Here is a 20301-nt window from a genome sequence, read left to right as displayed (position 1 = left end):
AATGATGAGTAAGAAACTGCTGTTTGCCGGTGCGACCATCGCACTCGGCGCGATGACTGCTGCCGAGCGCTCGAAGGGGCGCTACATGCGCGGTCCCGATCATCCCGCCTTCCCCTCGCTCGAAGGCAAGTCGGCCGGTGACATCGGCCGTGAGCTGAGGGGCTGGTTCGAAAGCTCGCTGAGCACCGTTCGCCAGGTCGCCGAGAAGGCCGAGGGCGAGGTGAAGCGCTTCGGCACCATGACCGAAGAGACCAAGAGCACCGCCGACGAAGCGCTGCTCCGCCTGAACGTGGTCGACGAACTGAAGTCGCGTCTCGACGATGTCGAGCAGAAGATGACCCGCCCGGGCGGCGCTGGCATGGGCGAGGAAGCGAAGAGCTTCGGCCAGCAGGTCAGCGAAAGCGATGCCATCAAGTCGCTCGCCAGCAAGGAGCGCCCGTCCGCCCGCATCGAGCTGAAGGCGATCACCACCGCCAACAATTCGGCTGGCGGCTTCATCGTCTCCCAGCGCGAAACGGAATCGGTGAACCTCCCGCGTCGCCCCGACCTGATCATGCGCGACCTGCTCACGGTCATGCCGATCGATACCGGCTCGGTGGATTATCCCAAGCAGTCGGTCCGCACCAATGCGGCCGCACCTGTCGCAGAGGGCAATGCGAAGCCGTACAGCAACTACGGCTGGACCCGCGCCACCGCGCCCGTCCGCACGATCGCCCACCTCGCAAAGTTGACCCGTCAGGCCCTCGACGACGCCCCGCGTCTCCAGGCCGAGGTCGACGCTGAGATGCGGTATGGTCTGGCCCTCGCCGAGGATAGCCAGATCCTGCTGGGCGACGGCACCGGCGAGAACCTGCTGGGCCTGTATCCCCAGGCGACCGCCTACTCGGCCCCGTCGGGCATCTCGATCGCCGCGCCGAACAAGATGGACAAGCTGCGCCTCGCCATGCTCCAGGCGTCGCTCGGCCTCTATCCGGCCGACGCGATCGTGCTGCACGAAACCGACTGGACCGACATCGAGCTGACCAAGGACGGTAACGGCCGGTACATCTTCGCTAACCCGACCGGCGTTGCCGGGCCGGTGCTGTGGGGCAAGCGCGTGCTGTCGACCGTGTCGATGGCCCAGGGCACCTTCCTGGTCGGCGCCTTCCGGGTCGCCGCCACGCTGTACGATCGCCTGGCGCCCGAGGTTCTGATCTCGTCGGAGAACTCCGATGATTTCGAGAAAAATTTGCTGACCATGCGGTGCGAGGAGCGTCTCGGCCTCGCGGTCAAGCGGCCCGCGGCGCTGATCAAGGGCCCCTTCGCCAACGCCTAACCCCTGCCGGGCTGGTTCACGCCAGCCCGGTTCTCCGGAGCCGCGTCCATCCCACGGTTCCGGAGAACCAAGGAGAACCCTCATGAAGACGTTCTATGCGCAGGAGCCGCACCTCGACGGCACCAAGCTTTATAATCCGGGCGACAAGCGCGAAGCCGACGAGAATGACGTAAAGCATCTCGTTGATCTGAAGGTGCTCGGTGATAAGCCGCCCGCCAAGCCCAAGGCGGCATCCGGCAAGCCGGAAGGCGAAGGCGCCTGATCCGATGCGCGTCTTCGTCATCACCCCTCCCGAGCCGCTCGACCTCGATGAGGTGAAGGCCCACCTGCGCGTGGAAGGTGATGACGAGGATACGCTGATCCAGGCCTATGTCGCTGCCGCTACAGCCCATATTGACGGCCCGGAGGGTTGGCTCGGCCGCGCGATCGGCGTCCAGATCCTCGAAGCGCGCTGCGACACCCTAACCTGTGGTGACTGCATCCGCCTCCCGTTCCCCCCGGTTATCGAGCTGGTCAGCGCGTCATTCCTTGACGCCACTGGCGTCGAGCAGATGGCTGACCTGGACGAATTCGAGCTGATGGGCCGCGATTTGGTCGCATCGGGCGATGGCTGGGCATGGCAGGGCGGATCGACGCGGCGTGAAGCGATCCGCATCCGCTACCGCGCTGGTTATGAGACCGTCCCCGCGCCGATCAGGGCAGCAATCCTGTTGATGGTCGGCGACCTGTACAATAATCGCGAGACCGCCGTGGCTGGATCATCGGCAAGTGCCGTCGCGGTTCCGATGTCGACCACGGTGACCAACTTGCTTGCCCCGTTCCGGGTGTTCGGCTGATGGCCATCGCTGCCGGCCGCCTGCGCAACCGTATCGAGATCGTGCGGCCAGTCGAAACCGACACCGGCACCGGCGGATCGACGACAACCTGGCAATCTGTCGCCCGGCCGTGGGCCGAGGTGATCGGCATGACCGGCAAGGAGGCGGTGCTCGAAAAAGTGCTTCAGGGCATCCGCGTATATCGGATCACCCTGCGTCATCGCCGCGACATCACTGAGGATTGCCAGATCCGCTATGGTACCGAGGATCTTAATATTCGCTCAGCAGTCGATCCGACCGGGCGGCGGGAAGAGACGGTCATCCTCGCCGACACCGACGGCGCACTGCCGACCCGCTGATGGCCGCGTCCCCGCGCAATGTGCAGGGCCTCGCCGAGGCTTATAGCCTGTTCGACAACCTCCCATCGGCTGCCGAGCAGGAACTGGGCGTCGAAATGGTGGCGATCGGGCGCGAAGTGCTCGCTGCTCAGAAGGCCGACGTCGCCAAAGAAACGGGCGCCCTGGAGGGCGCGCTGTCGCTTCAGGCGATCCTCTCGCGCCTGAAGGTGCGGATCGGCCTCCTTAAAGGCGCGCGCGAGGCCTACAAGTTCAACGGCCGCGTTCGCCGCGCCATCCAGGGCGGTCCCTTCTATGGCCGTTTCGTCGAATTCGGCCGCCGGGCGCAGACGGTGCTCGTTACGCGCCGCATCCGTGCCGCCAACCGCCGCCTGGCGGGTAACAATCGCAAGGGCAACAACCGGCGGCTGCTGTTCACTGGCGACAAGACGCGATTGCGCCGTCGCGGGCCGAATAAGGGAACGCCGGTCGGCAGCGCGTACAAGATCCGGGTGAAGGCGATGGCCGCGCGCCCGTTTGTGGCTCAGCCGCTGCTCGCTGACGTTGCCGATGCCCACCTGTCAGAATTCTGGGCCAAGGCCCTAGAGCGCCTGGGGACTGGCTCATGACCGCAGCACTCGACCTTCTCACCGGCGCGCAGGATGCCACCGTAAAGCTGTTGCGCGATCAGCTTCCCGCCGCTCAGCGCGAAATGGTTCGGCATTCGCTGAAGCAGGGCACCACCCCGCCGTTCCATCTCGTCGGCGACATGGACAGCGACAATATCGGCGGAAAAGACGAGCAGTTCGAGCAGATCAACGTTGACGTGCACACCGTCTACAAGGGGCCCGACCGGCGCGAATTGCTGGGGCTGATGCACACCGTCCGCATCGCGATCGACGGCAAGTCCCTGACGATCGGTGGCATGCTCTTCCGGTTCCAGTTCGCAGGCGCGGCGGCCAGCACCGCAGCTGCTGACGGCGTCACCTACGCCGGGATCACCACAATCGAAGTCTACGCAGAGCCCGCCTGATCCGGCGGAATAGGAGTAACGACCATGGCGAACGAACAGGGCGACAACTGGCGCCTCCACATCAAGGTCGGGAACACGTACGTCCCGATCGCGGGTGAAACGAATCTGGAATGGCAGAGCCAGAACACCGAAAACGACATCAGCGACAAGGATTCGGGCGTCTACGGCGCGACCCAGTACGGCAACAAGAAGATCACCTTCACCGTCGCGGGGAACCTGAAACTGCCGGATCCGGGCTTCGCCGCTCTTGAAGCGGCGTCCAATGCCAGCCCCCCGGCGGCCGATATCCAGATCAAGAAGGGCACCAACGTCAAGTATCAGGGCCCGGTCGGCATCGGCAACTTCTCGGCGACCTTCCCGAAGGGCCAGCCCGCGACCTATTCGGTCAACTTGGCCAACTCGGCGGCCCCGACCATCAACGCGCTCAGCGCGGCGGACGCGAGCTCGTAACCCGTGGCGGCTGCGAACAAGATCCGCGGCGAGCACTCGCTCAAGCTGGGGGGGCGGACCTTCGTGCTCCGCCCCTCCCATGCCGCCATTGTCGCGATCGAGGACGAAACCGACCTCGGTTTGCTGGAGATCATCTCGGCGGCGGCGCGGGGCGGCCTACGTCAGCGCCACATGGGGATCATCGCGGCCGAACTGATCCGGGCCGGTGCGAAATCGGAATCGGACAAGCATGTCGACGCCGAGCGGATCGGCGAGATGATCTATGAGGCCGGGACCGGCAAGGCCCTCGCGACGATCCAGCTGTGTCTCGTCGATGCGGCCACCGGCGGGCGCACCGCATCGGGGGAAGCGAAGGCGGCGGCAGTGGCGACGGACGGGGACGCTGGCGCCGCCTGATGGGGCTGGCCCTGGACGCATTCGGGTGGAGTCCTGACCAGTTCTGGTCGGCCACCCCGCATGAATTCTGGGCCGTGGTTGATGCGCGAATAGCGGCAGCGAAACGGAGGGGCTGATGGCGAACCGGACCACCCGTGAGCTGTATTTGCAGGTCGGCGGCAATGTCGCTGGTCTCCAGACCGCCAGCAAGGCGGGCAAGAGCGCGCTGCTCGAGATTGGCAGCGCGGCGGCGGACGTCCAGGCGGCGGTCGAGAAGGCGTTCAGCGACATGGCGTCCAACGCCCCGTCGGCGGCGAAGGCCTTGGAGCGCAGCTATAACCAGACGTTTGCCGCCATCCGCGCCAATGCTCAGGCCGCCCTCTCCTCGCCGTCCGATATCGGCGCACTCCAGATCCTTGACGCAGGCGCAGCCGATCGCGCGGCCGATGCGGCGGAAAAGCAGGCGGCGGCGCTGCGTCAGGTCGCCACGGCAGCCGCCCAGGTCGCCCAGCGCGCCGGTGAGGCGGGCGAGGCCGAGCGCGTGCTCGCGGTCGCGGCTGCGGCCAATGCCCAGCAGGCCGAGACCGAGGCGGCGGCGTTGCGCAATCAGGCCAACATCCTCAATTCGGTCAGTTCGGAATTGATGGGGATGGGCAATGCGCATCGTGTTGTCACCACTCGCAACGAGCAGCAGCGCCAGTCGACCATTATGCTCGGTCAGCAGTTGCAGGACTTCTCCGTTCAGGTGGTTAGCGGTCAGAGCGTCGCCACCGCGTTCGCGCAGCAGATCGGCCAAGCGGCGTTCGCCGTTCAGGGCATGGGCGGAAAGTTGGAAGGTGTGGCGAACTTCCTCACGTCGGGTTGGGGTATCGCCGCGACGATCGCGCTCACCGTCCTAGCGCCACTCGTGGCCAAGGTGATCGAACATGGTGATGCGCTGGCTGACGAAAGCGAGAAGCTAAAAAAGAATGCCGAGACGGCGGCATTGGCGGAGTCCGCGAAAAAGGCGTTCGCAACGACCGAGGCGGGCATCATTGATGACGTTCGGACCCTGACCGCCGAACTGGAGAAGCAGAACCAAGCGCTGCTCACCAACGCCGAGCGCATGAACATCCGGGCGAAGAAAGACGTCGAGAACCTCTACGACCGTCGTGCCCAGACGATGGACGAGCTGGCCGAAGCCCGTAAGCGTCTAGGTGGCCAGCAATTTGCAGGTGGCTCGGCGACGGGGGCGGCCGTTCAATCGCAGCGCGCGTCGGAGAACATCCGCACGCTGCAGGCGCGTCTCAAGGAAATCGATCGGGCGCTTGCGGACGCCGAGGCGGCCCGGCTTTCCACTCAGAAAGACCTTGCGGGGGAAGCTGCAAAGCGCGCTGTCGATCCGCTGGAGCAAATCCGCCGTAAGTATGAGGGGCCGAATGGCCTGATTGAGCAGGCAAAAAAGCAGGCGACAGCCGAAGAGACCGTCAATGGGGTCCTGACCCGACGGTTGACCCTGCTCGCAAAACAGCAGCGGGACGAAACCGCCGCTGAACAAAAGCGTCAATCGAACGCGCGCGCCACGCCGAACAACAATCAGATCGGCCGGAGCATCGATGTCGCCGAGGCCACCCGCATCGCCGCCAGCATCGGCGGCCGGGTGACCAGCGGGCTCCGGTCGACCGAGCGCCAGGCGCAGCTGTATGCCGACAAGCTGGCCGGTCGCCATGCTGGTCCGGTGGCGAAGCCGGGGACCAGCGACCATGAGCGCGGCCAAGCGATCGATATCGCCTATGGGCCCGGCATCTCGGTTTCGTCGATCCGCAAGGCGTTCGCCAAGGAAGGCGTCGCGATCCGCCAGCTGCTCGATGAGAAAGAGCAACGGGTCTATCACGTCGCGTTCGGACCCAAGGGCAAGTCGCAGGAGACCATCAACCGGCAGGCCGAAGCGGCCGAGCAGAAGCGCGCACGTGACGCGGAGGCCTATGCCCAGCTGAAATTGCGCGCGGATGAGGAAGCGGTGCAGCTGCGCCGGTCGCAGGTCGTCGACATCGCGGCGGCGGCGGACCTTGACGCCCAGGCCGTCGAGATTGAGCGTCAGCGCCTTGCCAGCGCGGCGGATGCCGGGGTCACGCAGAAGCGGTGGAGCCAGGCGCAGGCCGAGGCCCTGAAGGCGGTCTATGCGTCCAATGCTGCCGCGAAGACGACCGCGATCCGCGACGCCGAGGCCCAGCGCCTGCTAGACCAGCAGCTGGGCGCCGAGCGCGACCAGTTGCAGAACGCCAGCGCCCTGCTCCAGATACAGGGCGACCTCGCGACCACCAACGCCGAGCGCAAGCGGATCGCGCTCGAGCTGCTCGCCAACGACGAGAAATTGCAGCGTGCGCAGGCGGTGCGCCTGATCGGGTCTACCAATCCGGACGATTGGGCCCGCGGTGAAAGCATGCTCCGGCAGATCGATGCCGAGCGGCCGGGCAAGACGGAGCAGATCAACCGCCAGTTCGCCGACCCGCTGGAGACCTATCGACGCCAGCTTCAGCAGGCGGCCGGGGACATGGACACGGCCCTTCAAGGGGTCGCGGTGCGCGGTTTCCAGTCGCTTGAAGATGGGCTGGTCGGGCTGATTGATGGTACAGAGAATGTCGCGGGTGCCTTCAAGCGTATGGCTGCGTCGATCCTCGCCGACCTGGCGCGCATCGCGATCCAGAAGGCGATCCTGTCCGCCCTGCCTGGCGTAGGAAAATTTTTGGGGTTTGCAGAAGGCGGCGAGGTGAAGGGGCACGCCGCCGGCGGCCTGATCACTGGCCCCGGCACTGGTACCTCCGACGATATCTTGTCCTGGCTGTCGAATGGCGAGTTCGTCATGACGGCGGCGGCCACCCGCCGCTACCTGCCGATGTTGAAGGCGATGAACGACAACAAGCTGCCTGCCTTCGCGAATGGCGGCCCAGTCGGCAACGTCGTTGCGCTGCCCAGCGTCAACGGCGCCTATCGCGATGTCGCGGCGGCGCGCCGGCAGCGTATGGCCGTCGATGTTCATGCCAAGGTTGAGGCGTCGCCTGAATTCGATGTTCGGATGCAGAGTGTCGCTGCTCGCACCGTCGGCGCGGCAGCCGAGCCGATCATGGCTGGTTCAGAAGCACGGACGATTCGCCGTCTCCAGCGGGCCGATCTGCCGGGGGGTGCCGGATGAGCTTGATCGTCATGCCGGGCCAACCGGTCGCCTCAAACATCGATTGGACGATCGATCAGCCTGCCCAGGTCAACCGGGGCGAGTTCACCGGCAAGCGCCGCGTCACACTTCTGACGGCGGCCCCGCGCTGGTATGCCACCGTCAGTCTGCCGCCCATTTTGGGCGAGGACGCTGCATTGGCCTGGCGGGCGTTCGTCGTCGACTGCGACGGCATCGCCAACCGGTTCAAGGTGATCGCGTGCGAGCGCGATCAGGTCGCCGATAATCCGGTGGTCGTCGTCGATGGCTCCGGCCAGGGCGGCCGCATGCTGCGGGTGCGCGGGTGGGGATCGGCCGGGACGAAGCTGCGGCGCGGGCATTTCGTCACGGTCAATGAGCAGCTGCTGTCGGTCCAGGCCGATGTCGTGGTGGGTGCCGATGGGCGCGCCAGCATCGCGGTGAAGCCCTATATCCGCATTGCCACGACCGATGGCGCGCCCGTGGAGGTCAAGCGGCCGTATGCGGTGATGGCGATGAGCGATCCGAAGAACGGCTGGAAGGTCGGGATCGGTCAGAATTACGGCGTCAGCTTCAATTGCGAGGAGGCGTTCTGATGGACAGTCGCCCGGACGATCTCGCCCAGGCCGCGCTTGGCACCGATATTCGGCGGCCGGTGACGTTCTGCTTTCTCGACTTCGCCGACGAGCCGGTCCGCGTGACCAATGCGCCCTATGACTTCACCTTCTCCGGGACGGGTGACCCCGATCTCGACGGCCACACGTTCACGGCGGTCGATCCGCGCGTCGTGACCGTCGGGCCGGTGAAGGCCAGGGAGGGTGGATCGGATACGCTGACCCTCACGCTGTCCGGGCTGGCGGGCGTCGACGATGAGACGATGAACCAACTGGGCGCGCGGGCCAACTTCAGCGGCCGCGATTGCCGCCTGTGGCGCGCAATGCTCAACCCACACGACCTGACGCAGATTGGCGCGCTCTGGTCCTACTTCACCGGCTATATGTCGGTACCCGTCGTCGTCGGCGACCGGACCAGCCAGACCATCAATCTGGATGTCGAGACCTATCTGGCATTCTTCGGCCAAGCGACCGGCCGCACGTATCTCGATCAGGCGGCCTTTGATCCCGGTGACCGATCGGCGGACCTGTCCGTCGCCATCGCCAATGGGGCGGCGAGGACGAAATGATGCAGCGCCTCCCCGATTGGGAAACCCGTCTCGCCGACTATCTGGAACCTCTGCGCCTGCGCCCGTTCGCTTGGGGCGACCACGATTGCTGCACCTTCGCGGCTGGCGCGGTGGCGGCGATGACCGGCATCGACCCGATGCCCGAGTTTCGTGGTCGGTATTCGACGGCGATCGGCTCGGCCCGCGCGCTGCGCCGGTTCGGCGCAGGAGACCTGCCGAGCACGATGGACGCGAAGTTTGAAACTATCCCTGCGCCGTTGGCCCAGCGCGGCGACATCGTCATGTCATCGGGGCTGCTGGGCGTCTGTATGGGGCCATACCTCGCCGCTGTCGGCAGCGAGGGGGCTCGCGAGGGGCTGATTAAGATAGAGCGCCGGGCATGGGTAGCGCCGCTTGCCTGGCGGGTCGGCTTTTAGGGCTTCCCGTCCCCTGCGCGCCAATTTGGGTTGCGGGGGTCATTCGGGAACGGCGCACCGGAATCCAACTGCATCGATTTGAGGATAGACAGCAATGCCAAAGCGTTCAGCCAATCCATCCGCACCTGCCGGATCGCCTCCCCGCCATCTGCTGTCCGATACTGGATGTCCACGAACTCAGGCCGCCCCTGCCTATCAACTGACACCTGGGCACCAAGTATATGATCCGCGTTCTCAGGCTTGATCGGCGGCGTCGAAAACGCCCACTCCCCGTATAGCTTGTTCTGCATCGTCGAATCTCTCCCTGCTTTTGGGAAAGCTCGTCGATTGCGACTGCCGAGTCGAGTCTGGACGGATCAAGATCGAACGCCGCGCATGGGTCGAGCCTTGCGCGTGGCGGGTGGGATTTTAGTTCGTCGGGTGCTGGGAGCAGTCGAGCGTGCCAGTCAGCCGTAAACCTTGCCAGAAACCGTCCTTCATGGCGCAGCCCGTTGCGGCTGTAACAGCTTTCCTCATTGCCGCGCCGACCTCGGGTGTCTGTACGACAATCAGTGACTTCTTGAAAACTGACACGGTGCTGCCCCGGATATTCACCCGGTAGGTCTGCCCGTCGATTTCCGTTTTATGATTGCCCTGCAGGCTGGCCAGCAAACTGGCTGCCTGCACCATAGCAGAAAATACCACCATCAAGCCCTCGCCTCACCCGTCAGCCTGATCGCTGAGCGGCGGGGATCATGCGCACGTCATTCGGAGAAGTCATGGCAAAAGCGCTAAAAATTGCCGCAATCGGCCTCGCTGTTGCCGGGCTTGCGATTACGGGTGTTGGCATCGGCGCGGGCCTATCACTGGCGACTGCCCTTTTTGTTGCGTCTGGCGCGCTGTCACTTGCTGCCGGCGCACTCCAGAAAACGCCGTCCATCCCATCCTCACAAGAGGATCGCCTCACCGCTACGATCAACCCGCGCGCGCCGCGTGCGACGGTCTACGGCCAGACCGCGATGGCGACGGACGTTCGCTATGAGGAATGGTCGGGGGCGGATCAGGATTATTGCGACTGGATCATCGCGCTTGCCAGCCACCGAATCGACGGGGTCGAGGAAATCTGGCTGAACACCGAACTGGCGTGGAGCGCATCGCGCGGAGTGACGTCGAAGTTCGCGGGCTATTTCTCGGTGCCGAACATCGTGCTGGAGGGCTCGCCCGCCAATGCGTTCACCTTCGCCAGCGGCAAATGGAATGGACGCCTGACCGGCTGCGCCTATCTGCGGGCGCGGTTCAAGGTCACGGGCAACGGAAAGAAGGCGACCAGCCCCTTTTCCAGCGGCGTGCCGACGCGGATCACGATCATCGGTCGCGGGATGCGCCTGTACGACCCGCGTCGGGACAGCACGGTGCCGGGCGGCAATGGCCCGATGCGCGCTGATGACCAATCGACCTGGCGCTACACCGCAGACGACGGCGCGGTGATCGGCGAAAATCTCGCGCTTCATGCTCTGGCCGACACGCTGGGCTGGCGCATCCGCAACCCGTCGACCGGCGAAATGAAGCTGGCCGTCGGGTCGGGCGTCCCCGCACGCCGGTTGAACCTCGCCTCGTGGATCGAGGCGGCCAATCTGGCGGATGAGGCCGTGAACCGGTCGGCGGGCGGCACCGAGCCGCGCTATCACGGCGCAGTCGTGCTGTCGGAGGCGATGGCGCCGAAAGAGCGGCTCGATACCATCTGCGCCGCCTGCAACGGTCGGTTCCGGGACACGGGTGGCAAGCTGTCGTTCGCCATCTCGCATAATGACCTTGCCACGGCAGCGCTGGACGATGGCCTGCTTGATGATGACGTGGTCGGGCCGTTCACCTGGAACCCGGATGCCGCGCTCGACGCGGTGCCGAACGTCGTTCGCGGCAAGTATGTCGATGCCACCACCGCCTCGCTGTACCAGATGCTCGATTATCCCGACGTGCGGCTGCCCAGCCTCGACGGTCAGGATCGCGAGTTCACGCTCGACTTGGCGGCGGTGGAGAGCCCCAGCCAGGCGCAGCGGATCGCCAAGCAGGTGCTTCAGCGCAAGCAGTATCAGCGCGAGTTTACCGCGCCGTTCGACATCCGCGCATGGAAATACGGGGTCGGCGATATCGTGCCGTTCACCTTCGCGCCGCTGAGTTTCGAGCGGAAGCTGTTCCGGGTGAAGGAGCAGGAGATCGGCCAGGGTGGCGTCTGCAACATGACGCTGACCGTCGAGAGCCCGGACATCTACGCCTGGGACCGGGACGACTCCGCGCCGGTGCAGCCCGCCGAGGCCAACGCCTATGACGCCAGCAAGAACCCGCTGATCCTCGCGATCGGGGAAGCCAGCACGACCGCGAACTGGAGCGCGGTAGCCGATGATAACGGCATGCGGCCCGACGATAATGCTACTGTAGGCGGCACCATCGGCGTCGACATCAAGAACCCCGCCGGTGAGATTCTCGCCCCGGTCGACGTGCTGAACAGCGCGCTGGTGCTCCGCGCCGACGGTACGCTGGTCGCCACCATCGGCAACACGACCCGCCCCCTTGGCAAGCTGAACCTCATCGACCTGGGGGCGGCAAGCGATCAGGCGCGGCGTCAGCTGGAAACCGATCTCGCCTCCCTTTCCGCTGCCGTCGCGCAGCTGGCGACCGGGCAGACCATTGTCCAGAACGTCTTCCGTGACGCGGGGCTCTATACGGACCCGGCATCGGGCATCGCCAAGCTGTTCGCGATCGAGAACAGGGCCGAGCAGATCAGCAAGCTATCGGTCACTCTCAACGCGGCGCTGGCTTCGATCGACCTGAAGGCCACGGTCAACTATGTGGACCAGGCAATCCTGCAAGCGAAGCTGGATGGCAGCGACGTGGACCTGTCGTCCATTTTTGTCCGGCTGACCTCAGCCGAGACCAGCATCTCCGGCCTCCAAGCGTCGATCCAGCTAAAGGCGGACGCCACCGTTGTGACGGGGCTTCAGGGCTCCGTCACGTCCATCAATCAGTCGTTGGACGCGCTGAATGCGTTGGTGTCGACCAAGGCCAGCCAGACGGTGGTCGATGGCATGGGCGCGCGCCTGACGCTGGCGGAGCAGACGCTAGACGCCTTTGACGGTGCTTCGATCTCCAGCGCGGTCACTGCGAGCCGTCGCGCTCCGGCCGATAATGACGTGGCGGGTGCCAACAGCATCCTAGCGGCGCTGACCGGCTGGGATACAGGCAACATGGCCCTCGCCGCGGTCGCTGCCGCAAAGACCGAGCTGACGGCGAAGACGGACAGCAACACGAGCGCGATTGCATCCCTGTCGCTGCAATTGGGGGTGCAAATTGGCGCGGTGAGCGCGCAGGTCAGCAGCGAGCAGTCCGCCCGGATCAACGGCGACCAAGCGATTGCCAGCGACCTTGCGACCTACAAGGTGGCAGTCGGCAACTCGCTCGCGTCCGTTAATAACGCGCTCGTCGTGCAGGCTGACAAACTCACCGCTATGACGGGCCGCCTCAACAATTACGACGCATCGCTCGGGACGCTGTCGGGCCGCATCAGCGATGAGCATTCTGCATGGGTTGCCGGTGACCAGGCGGGGGCACAGGCGCTGTCGTCGTACAAGGCGCAGACCGACAACGCGCTGGCTCAGGCGAACCAGCGGATCGGAGTGGTATCGGACAGCCTCTCGACGGTCAGCAGCAGCGTCACCAGTCTTTCGACCACTGTTGGCGGGAATACCGCAGCTTTGACCGCGTATGGGCAGTCGATTGATGGCCTGCTGCTCCGGTACGGGGTGGAGTTCAATAGCAACGGCGCCGTTACCGGATTTGCGCTGAACAGCGGCGCCGGTCGGACAGATGCCGTCTTCGTCGTCGACAATTTCAAGATTGCCAAGGCGGGCTCATCCGGTGCGACGGTCGTATTCTCGATCGCCGACGATGGCGCGGTCGAGATGCCAAACGTCCGGGTCAAGCGAATTGCGGCAGGTGTCGTCGATACCGATCAGATCGTTGGCAACGCGGTGAGTGATACGACGGCGCAGGACTTTACCGGAGCCTCGGCAAATGGGGCACTCGGCAATTTCGTCAACATCACCACCTTCGATGTGAAGACGACGAAGCCGACCGATCGCGTGTTGCTGATGGTCTCGAGCGTGCTCAACGCCAACGCCGAGGCAACGTCTGGCACGGTCACCAGCACGCGCCTCAATTTGCGCCTCATCAGAAGCGACGGCACCGTTATCCGCAATCCGTATACGGCCCTCTCGGAATCGAGTTCCGGAGCCTATGGCCCGGTCACGCTAATCGACACCGATGTCCCAGGCGGTGTCGGAACGTACACCTATCAGCTGCAGGGCTCGGTCTCCAAGACGGGCGGATCGGGCACCCAGGGCGCGACCATCAGCGTCATCGACGGCACATTCGTCGCCACCGTCCTCAAACGCTAATCAGGAGCATCAATATGGCATGGTATCGCGCTGGCACGGTTGCGGTGACGAACGGCTCTGCCGTAATCACTGGCTCAGGCACCGCATGGGTCGGCAACGTGCAGATCGGTCATGCGATCAACCTGCCGGACGGGCGGGCCTATGAGGTTCTGTCTGTGGACAGCAACAGCCAAATCACGTTGGGGTCGCCCTATTTGGGCGGAGCCGCCAGCGGGCAGGCCTACAGCGTGCAGCCGAACCAAGGCTTCGCCCAGACGGCCGCGTCTAGGCTGACCGACTATATGACGCAGGTTGCCCAATATGTGGCGGGTCCCCTTGCAGGTAGGTTTGGGGATGGTTCGTTGGCCGCTCCTGGGATGAGCTTCTCCGCCGATCAGGACACCGGCATTCGGCGGTATGGCGAAAACGGCATCAGTATTGTCGCTGGTGGCATCGATCGCTTCGCTGCGGATTCGTCAGGTGGCGCCGTCTATGGTCGTCTCGCCATCAGCGCGCCAAATTCTGAAGTTCTTCGACTTCTCGGTAATGGGGGGGCAGGCACACGCATAATCTTCGCCGACACAATTTCATCAGCGGAGATCGAGCACAATGGCGGTTCATTGCGCTTTAAATACGCTGGCGCAATCGAAGGGTTTCGCCTTGACACCAGCGGCAACCTGCTGGTCGGCACCTCGTCAGCGGTCGGTGGCGGGCATGTAGTCGCTAAACCTGCCACAGAAGGCCAAGTCATCGCGGCGCTCAGCAGCACTTCGACGGGCTCCAATTCATTAATCGCTTACGCGGTTACGCAGCAGGGTTGGCCCGCGGCTGCAGCTGCCGTCGTGGCGGGCAGGAACAGTCAGACCAACCGATCGATCAATGCGGGCGGGACGGTAAACGCCAGCGGCGCCGACTACGCCGAGTACATGATCAAGGCGGCGGGCTGTGGGATTATCGCCAAGGGCGATGTCTGCGGTGTCGATCGCGACGGAAAGCTGACGAAAACCTGGGCGGATGCGATCAGCTTCGTGGTAAAGTCGACCGACCCCTCGCTGGTCGGTGGTGACACATGGTCCGCCCATCTTCCGGCGCGGCCTGAGCAGGCTGACGATGAAGCCGATGATGCCTTCGCTTCCCGCCTGACCGAATGGGAGGCTTTGCTGGAGAAGGCGCGCCAGTGCGTCGACCGCATCGCCTTCTGTGGTCAGGTCCCCTGCAATGTCACCGGTGATTTCGAGGTGGGCGATTACATCGTCGCTGCTGCCAGCGGGGCGGGCATCAAGGCCGTCGCTGTGAAGCCCGACGACATCGCCTTCCCCCAGTACATGCGTCGCATCGGCAAGGTCTGGGCCATCCGTGACGGCCGCGCTTGGATCGACGTCCAGCACGGCTGATCCCTCTTTCGGAGTAAAATCGATGGATAATGCAAGCTTCGCGGCCCGTGCGGCCGCGTCGGGGGGCGGCGCATGACCGTCGGAGCCCAGGCCGCCGAAGCCGTCGTGCAGACGGCCGCGGGCGGATCGATCCGGGCGGGTGTCTGGACTGGCGTCATCCTCGCCGCGATCGGCGTCATCTCGCTGGTCGTGCGGCAATGGGGGCCGTGGCAGATCATCGCGCGCGACACCCGACGCGCTGACATGGAGGGGATGGGCCGCCGCATCGCGGATCTCGAGAGCCGCCTCGACCGCCAGACCGCCGCGCATGAGGTGAAGCTCGAGCAGGAGCGTGCGCAGCACGCGGCCGAGCTCCAGATCATGCGGCATCGGATGAATAACCTCGACCAGTGCCTGACCATGCTGCTGGCGCTGATCGAGCTCGACCCGGCCAAGGCCCGGGAGTCGGCCTCCCGCGTCCGCCAGATGCGCGAGCGTCAGGAAGCGCTGGAGGTCGCCGAGAAGGGCGCCATTGCCGCCGCCCGCATTGCCTCGCCAACCACGGAGGAAATCTGATGTCCGACGTCGACCGCCATTGGCGTTACGTGATCGCTCTGGTGCTGATCATCGGTTACCTCGCGCTCGCTGGCGCTGCGTTCTTCCACGAGGTCCCGGCGAACAACACCCGCTTCGTCGACGGCTATTTCACGGGCCTCGGCCCGATCGTCGGCGCGGCTGTCGCTGCGGTGCTCCAGGTCGGCAAGGGTAGCAGCGCACAGCAGGAGGCTAACCTAGCGACCGCGCTCGATAAGCTGCCGCCTGTGACAGCTACCGCCGAGCCCAAATCCGAGGGCTGATCAAGTCGCCCCGCTTGGGGTGGTGGTGAGCGCGGCGACCTATCGCAGGGTCTGCCGTTCTCAGGACAGCAGACCCTGCGGCCGGTCCCATCGGGGGATGCCAACCGGCAAGGCCCCATACCAACGGCTAACGAAGCCGTCATCTTCGAAAGGATAGAGCTATGGACGTTGCACTTGTGCAGCGCCGTCTCGGCGTGCGCGCTGACGGCGCCTTCGGCCCGGTGACGTTGACCGCGCTGGTGCGAAAGCTCGGCGCACCGGCCGCGACCGCCGCGGGGCTTGGGGCTGGTGTATCTGCCCTGGAGGGTGCGATTATCCTGGACGCGCCCTTGCGGCTTGCTCATTTCCTCGCGCAGGCTGGCCATGAGTCGGCAGGCTTCACGCGGATGTACGAAATCTGGGGCCCGACGCCTGCGCAGCGGCGATACGAAGGTCGGGCCGATCTAGGCAACGTCAAGGCGGGCGACGGCTTCCGGTACCGCGGGCGCGGCATTCTGCAGATCACGGGCCGTGACAACTATCGCCGGTTCGGCAAGCTGATCGGCGTCGACATCGAAAGCCAGCCGGACCGGGCGGCGGAGCCCGCGATCGCGATCGCCCTTGCCTGTGCATACTGGACCTCGCGCCGGATCAATGCGGCAGCGGATCGCGACGACATTGAGGCCGTGACGAAGCTGATCAACGGCGGGCTCAACGGCATAAACGATCGGCTCCAGCGGCTGGAGCGCGCGAAGGCCATTCTGCTGTGACCCGCCTTCTGTCGTCCAAGCTCGCCGAATTCCGGCCGGGCCGCGTGGCCTTCTGGTGTCCGGGGTGCGGCTATGAGCACTTGGTCGTGGTCCAATCCACCACGGGCGAGCCGGTGTGGGGTTTTAACGGCAATCATGAGGTGCCGACATTCACGCCCAGCGTGCTGGTACGGACCGGTCGCGCCGTGGACCCGGCTTTCATTCCCGAATCTGGTGACCCGCCCGAGGTCTGCCATTCCTTCGTTACCGATGGGCGCATCCAGTTCCTCGGGGACTGCACGCACCATCTGGCAGGGCAGACGGTGGACATGCCGGAGTATCCGCAATGTCGTGGCTGATCCTGCTCCGCCGGTTCTGGCCCGCCCTGATCGTTCTGGCGCTCGGCCTATGGGCGGCGCGGCTCGACCATCTGCGTGCCGATCATCTCCAGACGCTGACCAATGAGCGCGCAGCCTGGTCTGCGGCAATCGCGGACGCGGACAAAGCTCGCTTCGCCGATCAGGCACGCTTCGCCCAGCAGCAGGCCACCGCCGCCCAGACCTATGCCGCCACGCTGGCCGCACGCCAGCCCCTCATCGTCCACTCGAAAGACACGGTGACACGCTATGCGCAGACTGATGCTGGTCGCGCTCTGTGTCGCGCCCCTGACCGGGTGCGCGACATCGACGCGCTCGATGCCCTACTCGCCCGAGATCCCGCCGCCCCCGGCCGCAGCGGGCGAGCCGTGCCGACCGACGGCGCAGCGCCGCCAGCCGGACGGTAGCGCCACAGCGGCCGACGACGACGCAACCATCCGCGACGGACGGTTCGACCTGGCCGACTGTGACGCCAAGCGCCGGCTTCTCTGGGACGCCTGGCCGACCAACTCCCCGCACCCTCGAAAGGACTGACCATGGCTGACGTATTTTCTTCCTCGGCGGACACGGTGTCCAGCCCCGCCACGCGCGCCGTCGCGATCACCCCAAGCGATTCCACGGACCTGCCCGACATTCCGAAGGGGGTCTATGTCGGCACGGGCGGCGATATTACGATGATCGGCGTGGGCGCTCCAGCGTCCGCCACTGGCGTGACTTGGAAGAATGTGCCAGCCGGGGCGCTGATCCCCTTCCGCCCGCGTCGCATTCTGGCGACCGGTACCACGGCTGCCTCCATGCTGGGGCTCTACTGATGCCGGGCCTCGGCATCGGCCTGGGCATTGGCCTGGGCGGCGGTATCGGCGCAGCCGGTCTGATCGCCAGCAAAGCAACCTATCTCGTCAACATCTCTCAGGGCGCGTTGATTGCTGCGCTGGCCGACCCGTTCGGCACGGGATCCACCTATTCGGTTGTCGGCACTCCGCCATCGCAGCTTGCGCTATCTGATGGCAAGATTGTCGCGGGATCGGGTGCCCAGGTCGAAGGACAGGCGACAATCGTCATTCGTGCGTCCAAGGGGCAGCGAGCGATTGAAGAGCCATTGACGTTCACAGCGCAAGCGGCGTCGGTCACACCAACACCAACACCAACACCTACCCCCACCCCGTCACCTACCCTGAACGGCGTCGTGCCGTCCTACGGCTTAGTCAGCGCGACGGCTGACGGATCGACCGGGCAGACCTATACGCTCAACGCGGCCTGGACCAATGTGCAGTGGTATCGCATGCGGCTGGCGACCCCGATCAGCTTCACCGCCATCCCTGGTGCGACCGGCGCGACTTACGTGGCGCAGGCGGCGGATGAAGGGTATCGCCTCGCCGTTGCGGGCGTCGAGAGCGGAGCAAATAGGGCCGCGAAGTCCTATCACGTCGTCCTGCCACCGCCCGTCATCCTCGAAGATTTCGAGAGCCTGACGAACTGGACGGCCGCCAATGGCGCGGATGTGCAGCTTGCAACGGACGGCCCCGCTTATGGCACAAAGCGCCTTCAGGTCACGTCGACCGGTACGAGCGGCGCGACCGCGACCAAGAATAATATCGGCAGCTTCGACACCAGCCTGCTCGGCACCATTGCTGTTCTTGGCGATGCTGGAATGGATGCTGGCCGCCAGACGGGTGATCTCGCGGTGGTGCTGAAGCGCTTCGGCGCTTTGCAGGCTGGCCCGTCATTCGGCACGATGTACGAGACCCCGTCGCCGATCCTCATGGGCAAGCTGTGGGGGTGCATGCATGTCTCGGACAACGCGGCCCTCAGCTCACCTGGTGGCGGCACCGTGGGCGTCGCTGTCGGCCCTACCGGCGACATTCCGCATTCGAAGGTGGCGAAATTCGATGCTCTTCTGGGCAAGGCAGGTGGCCGGGCGACCGTCGCAATCGTCTTCGACGACCTGAAGCCCACCCAGTATTCTTTCGCCTATCCCCTGATGAAATCGCTGGGCATTCCGGCGGGCGTCAATTTCGTCGGCACGACGAGCTCCAATTCCTCGGCTTTCGATATGCCCAGGATCAAAGAGACGTATGCGGACGGCTGGGACGTCAACCTCGACAGCACTTTCAATGACAATATCACCGCCACCTTCGGCACGCTGGCCGCAGCAGGTGCCAGCCTGCAACAGAACAAGGATTTGGCGGCCGCCAACGGCATTACGCGCGGCAATGAGCATGGCTGCTGGACTGGTGGGCAGATCGAGTCGAACCCGCCATCGGCGCGTGTCTTTGTAGCTTCCGTCACGTCTTCGGGTACGGCAGTCGTCACGATGTCTTCGACTAGCGGCATCGTCGCAGGGATGCGGGCCATCGGCCACAACGTGCCCAATTCGCCCATCACGACCGTCGTTTCGGTGGACAGCTCGACGCAAGTCACCCTGAGCGCAAACGTGCCGTCACAGACGAAGCCGATGAAATTCGAGGACACGTCGCCCGAATTCTACACCATGAAGCTGCCGGTCTATTACCGCGACGTCATGGGCATGAAGCTGATGCGCACCACCCGTGCACAAGGGGGGATGCACACTCGCTTTGGCTTCGGCGATCGGGGGATGTTCGTCTTCGGAAACGCCTTGCACAGCCTGACCCTCGCTCAATTCAAGACCGTCCTCGATCGTGCTGAGCTGCTCGGGCTGACGGTCATATTCTATACCCATAGCATTATCCCTGGCGGCGCAGCCGTCGACAGCGACACCCAGCTTTTCACAGACCAGATGAATGAGCTGGCCAGCAGGCAAAATGCCGGGCGTCTGGATTGCATGACGTTGAGCCAGATCTGGGCGCGCGATGGCGGCGCAAGTGTCCCTACCGGCCTTCTGCCCCCGCCAACGGTCGCCCCTACCGGCGTGAGCTTCGTATCCGCCTCGGCCGCGAATGACACGCCCGCCGCACCGAGTGGTCATCAGGCTGGCGACGTGCTGCTGGCCTTCGCGTACCGCGATGGCGGGACGACGGTGCCGACGCTTCCTGCTGGCTGGACGTCGCTGTCCAGCGCTGGGGCCAACAACAGCGCGTACCTGCTCGCTTACAAGATAGCGACGAGCAGCGCAGAGACGGTCGGCACCTTCACTGGAGCGACCAACACCGTCGTGCAGTGCTACCGAGGCGCGAACGCATCGGCGCCAATCGGCAACGTCTCGCCCGGCGCGACCGGGTCGTCCGGGACCTCCAGCATTCCGGCGTCGTCGTGGTCGCTGCAAAGCCCTGGAACATCGTGGGTCGCATATTTCGGCGGCTCGCGATCGGCGAGCAGTGACATGGACACGAACGCCAACCGAATCGGCCACACCAACGCGACCTCCGGCTCTGATGCTGGCGGCAATGACACCTACGGCCCCGTCACGACGCTTTCCAATCTGTCGCCAGGCTCTTCCGGCGGCACATTCTGGTATGCGATCGCCGTCGAACTGAAGGTCTGAAGC

Annotated in this window: 24 protein-coding genes; 22 read left to right on the top strand and 2 right to left on the bottom strand. The window is 64.8% G+C overall.

Annotated elements, in window-relative coordinates; all coding sequences use genetic code 11:
* Positions 1-4 precede the first annotated feature (4 nt).
* The 13 genes from ACWKSV_RS01590 to ACWKSV_RS01530 all read left to right on the top strand — a co-directional run bounded on the left by ACWKSV_RS01590 (position 5) and on the right by ACWKSV_RS01530 (position 9091).
* Positions 5-1315, top strand: coding sequence for a phage major capsid protein (locus ACWKSV_RS01590; RefSeq protein ID WP_483666841.1), 1311 nt, complete (start codon positions 5-7; stop codon positions 1313-1315).
* 82 nt (positions 1316-1397) lie between these two features.
* Positions 1398-1577 (top strand): hypothetical protein, encoded by a 180-nt coding sequence (locus tag ACWKSV_RS01585; RefSeq protein WP_112383347.1) that lies wholly within the window; start codon positions 1398-1400, stop codon positions 1575-1577.
* Between the two features lie 4 nt (positions 1578-1581).
* The gene (locus tag ACWKSV_RS01580; protein WP_483666840.1) at positions 1582-2151 is read left to right on the top strand and encodes a head-tail connector protein; all 570 of its coding nucleotides are present in this window, start codon (positions 1582-1584) and stop codon (positions 2149-2151) included.
* Positions 2151-2489 (top strand): phage head closure protein, encoded by a 339-nt coding sequence (locus ACWKSV_RS01575; RefSeq protein WP_483666839.1) that lies wholly within the window; start codon positions 2151-2153, stop codon positions 2487-2489. Before ACWKSV_RS01580 ends, ACWKSV_RS01575 begins: the two co-directional genes overlap by 1 nt.
* Positions 2489-3094, top strand: a complete 606-nt coding sequence (locus ACWKSV_RS01570; protein ID WP_483666838.1) for a hypothetical protein — start codon at positions 2489-2491, stop codon at positions 3092-3094. The genes ACWKSV_RS01575 and ACWKSV_RS01570 overlap by 1 nt, the downstream gene beginning before the upstream one ends.
* Complete coding sequence (locus tag ACWKSV_RS01565) at positions 3091-3498, top strand: hypothetical protein (RefSeq protein ID WP_184107017.1); 408 nt, start codon at positions 3091-3093, stop codon at positions 3496-3498. Before ACWKSV_RS01570 ends, ACWKSV_RS01565 begins: the two co-directional genes overlap by 4 nt.
* Before the next feature lie 24 nt (positions 3499-3522).
* On the top strand, positions 3523-3948 hold the full coding sequence (locus ACWKSV_RS01560) for a phage tail tube protein (protein WP_184107015.1): 426 nt from the start codon (positions 3523-3525) through the stop codon (positions 3946-3948).
* 3 nt (positions 3949-3951) lie between these two features.
* Entirely contained in the window at positions 3952-4344 is a 393-nt protein-coding gene (locus tag ACWKSV_RS01555) for a GTA-gp10 family protein (protein WP_184107013.1), read from the top strand.
* Positions 4344-4460, top strand: a complete 117-nt coding sequence (locus ACWKSV_RS01550) for a phage tail assembly chaperone (protein ID WP_184107011.1) — start codon at positions 4344-4346, stop codon at positions 4458-4460. The genes ACWKSV_RS01555 and ACWKSV_RS01550 overlap by 1 nt, the downstream gene beginning before the upstream one ends.
* Positions 4460-7495 carry a D-alanyl-D-alanine carboxypeptidase family protein gene (locus ACWKSV_RS01545; RefSeq protein WP_206362662.1) on the top strand — a complete coding sequence of 1012 codons (3036 nt, stop codon included), beginning with the start codon at positions 4460-4462 and terminating at the stop codon, positions 7493-7495. Before ACWKSV_RS01550 ends, ACWKSV_RS01545 begins: the two co-directional genes overlap by 1 nt.
* A complete protein-coding gene (locus tag ACWKSV_RS01540) occupies positions 7492-8088 on the top strand; it encodes a hypothetical protein (RefSeq protein ID WP_184107007.1) in 597 nt (198 codons plus the stop codon). The genes ACWKSV_RS01545 and ACWKSV_RS01540 overlap by 4 nt, the downstream gene beginning before the upstream one ends.
* Complete coding sequence (locus ACWKSV_RS01535) at positions 8088-8675, top strand: hypothetical protein (protein WP_184107005.1); 588 nt, start codon at positions 8088-8090, stop codon at positions 8673-8675. Before ACWKSV_RS01540 ends, ACWKSV_RS01535 begins: the two co-directional genes overlap by 1 nt.
* Positions 8672-9091 (top strand): DUF6950 family protein, encoded by a 420-nt coding sequence (locus ACWKSV_RS01530; protein ID WP_184107003.1) that lies wholly within the window; start codon positions 8672-8674, stop codon positions 9089-9091. The genes ACWKSV_RS01535 and ACWKSV_RS01530 overlap by 4 nt, the downstream gene beginning before the upstream one ends.
* Here the strand turns inward: ACWKSV_RS01530 and ACWKSV_RS01525 are convergent.
* A complete protein-coding gene (locus ACWKSV_RS01525; RefSeq protein WP_184107001.1) occupies positions 9088-9381 on the bottom strand; it encodes a hypothetical protein in 294 nt (97 codons plus the stop codon). The two genes, ACWKSV_RS01530 and ACWKSV_RS01525, sit on opposite strands and share 4 nt — an antisense overlap.
* A 118-nt stretch (positions 9382-9499) precedes the next feature.
* Positions 9500-9781, bottom strand: coding sequence for a hypothetical protein (locus ACWKSV_RS01520; RefSeq protein ID WP_184106999.1), 282 nt, complete (start codon positions 9779-9781; stop codon positions 9500-9502).
* A 68-nt stretch (positions 9782-9849) separates the two neighbouring features.
* On the opposite strand from ACWKSV_RS01520, the gene ACWKSV_RS01515 reads away from it, so the two are divergent.
* The 9 genes from ACWKSV_RS01515 to ACWKSV_RS01475 all read left to right on the top strand — a co-directional run bounded on the left by ACWKSV_RS01515 (position 9850) and on the right by ACWKSV_RS01475 (position 20298).
* Positions 9850-13521, top strand: coding sequence for a phage tail protein (locus ACWKSV_RS01515; RefSeq protein WP_483666837.1), 3672 nt, complete (start codon positions 9850-9852; stop codon positions 13519-13521).
* A 14-nt stretch (positions 13522-13535) separates the two neighbouring features.
* Positions 13536-14894: a hypothetical protein gene (locus ACWKSV_RS01510; RefSeq protein WP_184106995.1), complete on the top strand. Its 1359-nt coding sequence runs from the start codon at positions 13536-13538 to the stop codon at positions 14892-14894.
* Positions 14895-14966: 72 nt separating this feature from the next.
* Complete coding sequence (locus ACWKSV_RS01505) at positions 14967-15449, top strand: hypothetical protein (protein WP_184106993.1); 483 nt, start codon at positions 14967-14969, stop codon at positions 15447-15449.
* Positions 15449-15730 carry a hypothetical protein gene (locus tag ACWKSV_RS01500; protein WP_380865291.1) on the top strand — a complete coding sequence of 94 codons (282 nt, stop codon included), beginning with the start codon at positions 15449-15451 and terminating at the stop codon, positions 15728-15730. The genes ACWKSV_RS01505 and ACWKSV_RS01500 overlap by 1 nt, the downstream gene beginning before the upstream one ends.
* Positions 15731-15891: 161 nt before the next feature.
* Entirely contained in the window at positions 15892-16479 is a 588-nt protein-coding gene (locus ACWKSV_RS01495) for a glycoside hydrolase family 19 protein (protein ID WP_184107185.1), read from the top strand.
* Positions 16476-16817, top strand: coding sequence for a ubiquitination-like system serine protease family protein (locus tag ACWKSV_RS01490; protein WP_338112255.1), 342 nt, complete (start codon positions 16476-16478; stop codon positions 16815-16817). Before ACWKSV_RS01495 ends, ACWKSV_RS01490 begins: the two co-directional genes overlap by 4 nt.
* Positions 16805-17242 (top strand): hypothetical protein, encoded by a 438-nt coding sequence (locus ACWKSV_RS01485; protein WP_184107183.1) that lies wholly within the window; start codon positions 16805-16807, stop codon positions 17240-17242. The genes ACWKSV_RS01490 and ACWKSV_RS01485 overlap by 13 nt, the downstream gene beginning before the upstream one ends.
* Before the next feature lie 129 nt (positions 17243-17371).
* Positions 17372-17647 (top strand): spike base protein, RCAP_Rcc01079 family, encoded by a 276-nt coding sequence (locus ACWKSV_RS01480; RefSeq protein ID WP_184107181.1) that lies wholly within the window; start codon positions 17372-17374, stop codon positions 17645-17647.
* Positions 17647-20298: a polysaccharide deacetylase family protein gene (locus ACWKSV_RS01475; protein ID WP_380865286.1), complete on the top strand. Its 2652-nt coding sequence runs from the start codon at positions 17647-17649 to the stop codon at positions 20296-20298. The genes ACWKSV_RS01480 and ACWKSV_RS01475 overlap by 1 nt, the downstream gene beginning before the upstream one ends.
* The last annotated feature ends 3 nt before the right edge of the window (positions 20299-20301 follow it).

The organism is Sphingomonas sp. SphC10 (genome assembly GCF_057004845.1).
Note: the sequence above shows the minus strand (reverse complement) of the source record. Positions and strands in the feature narration are given on the sequence as shown.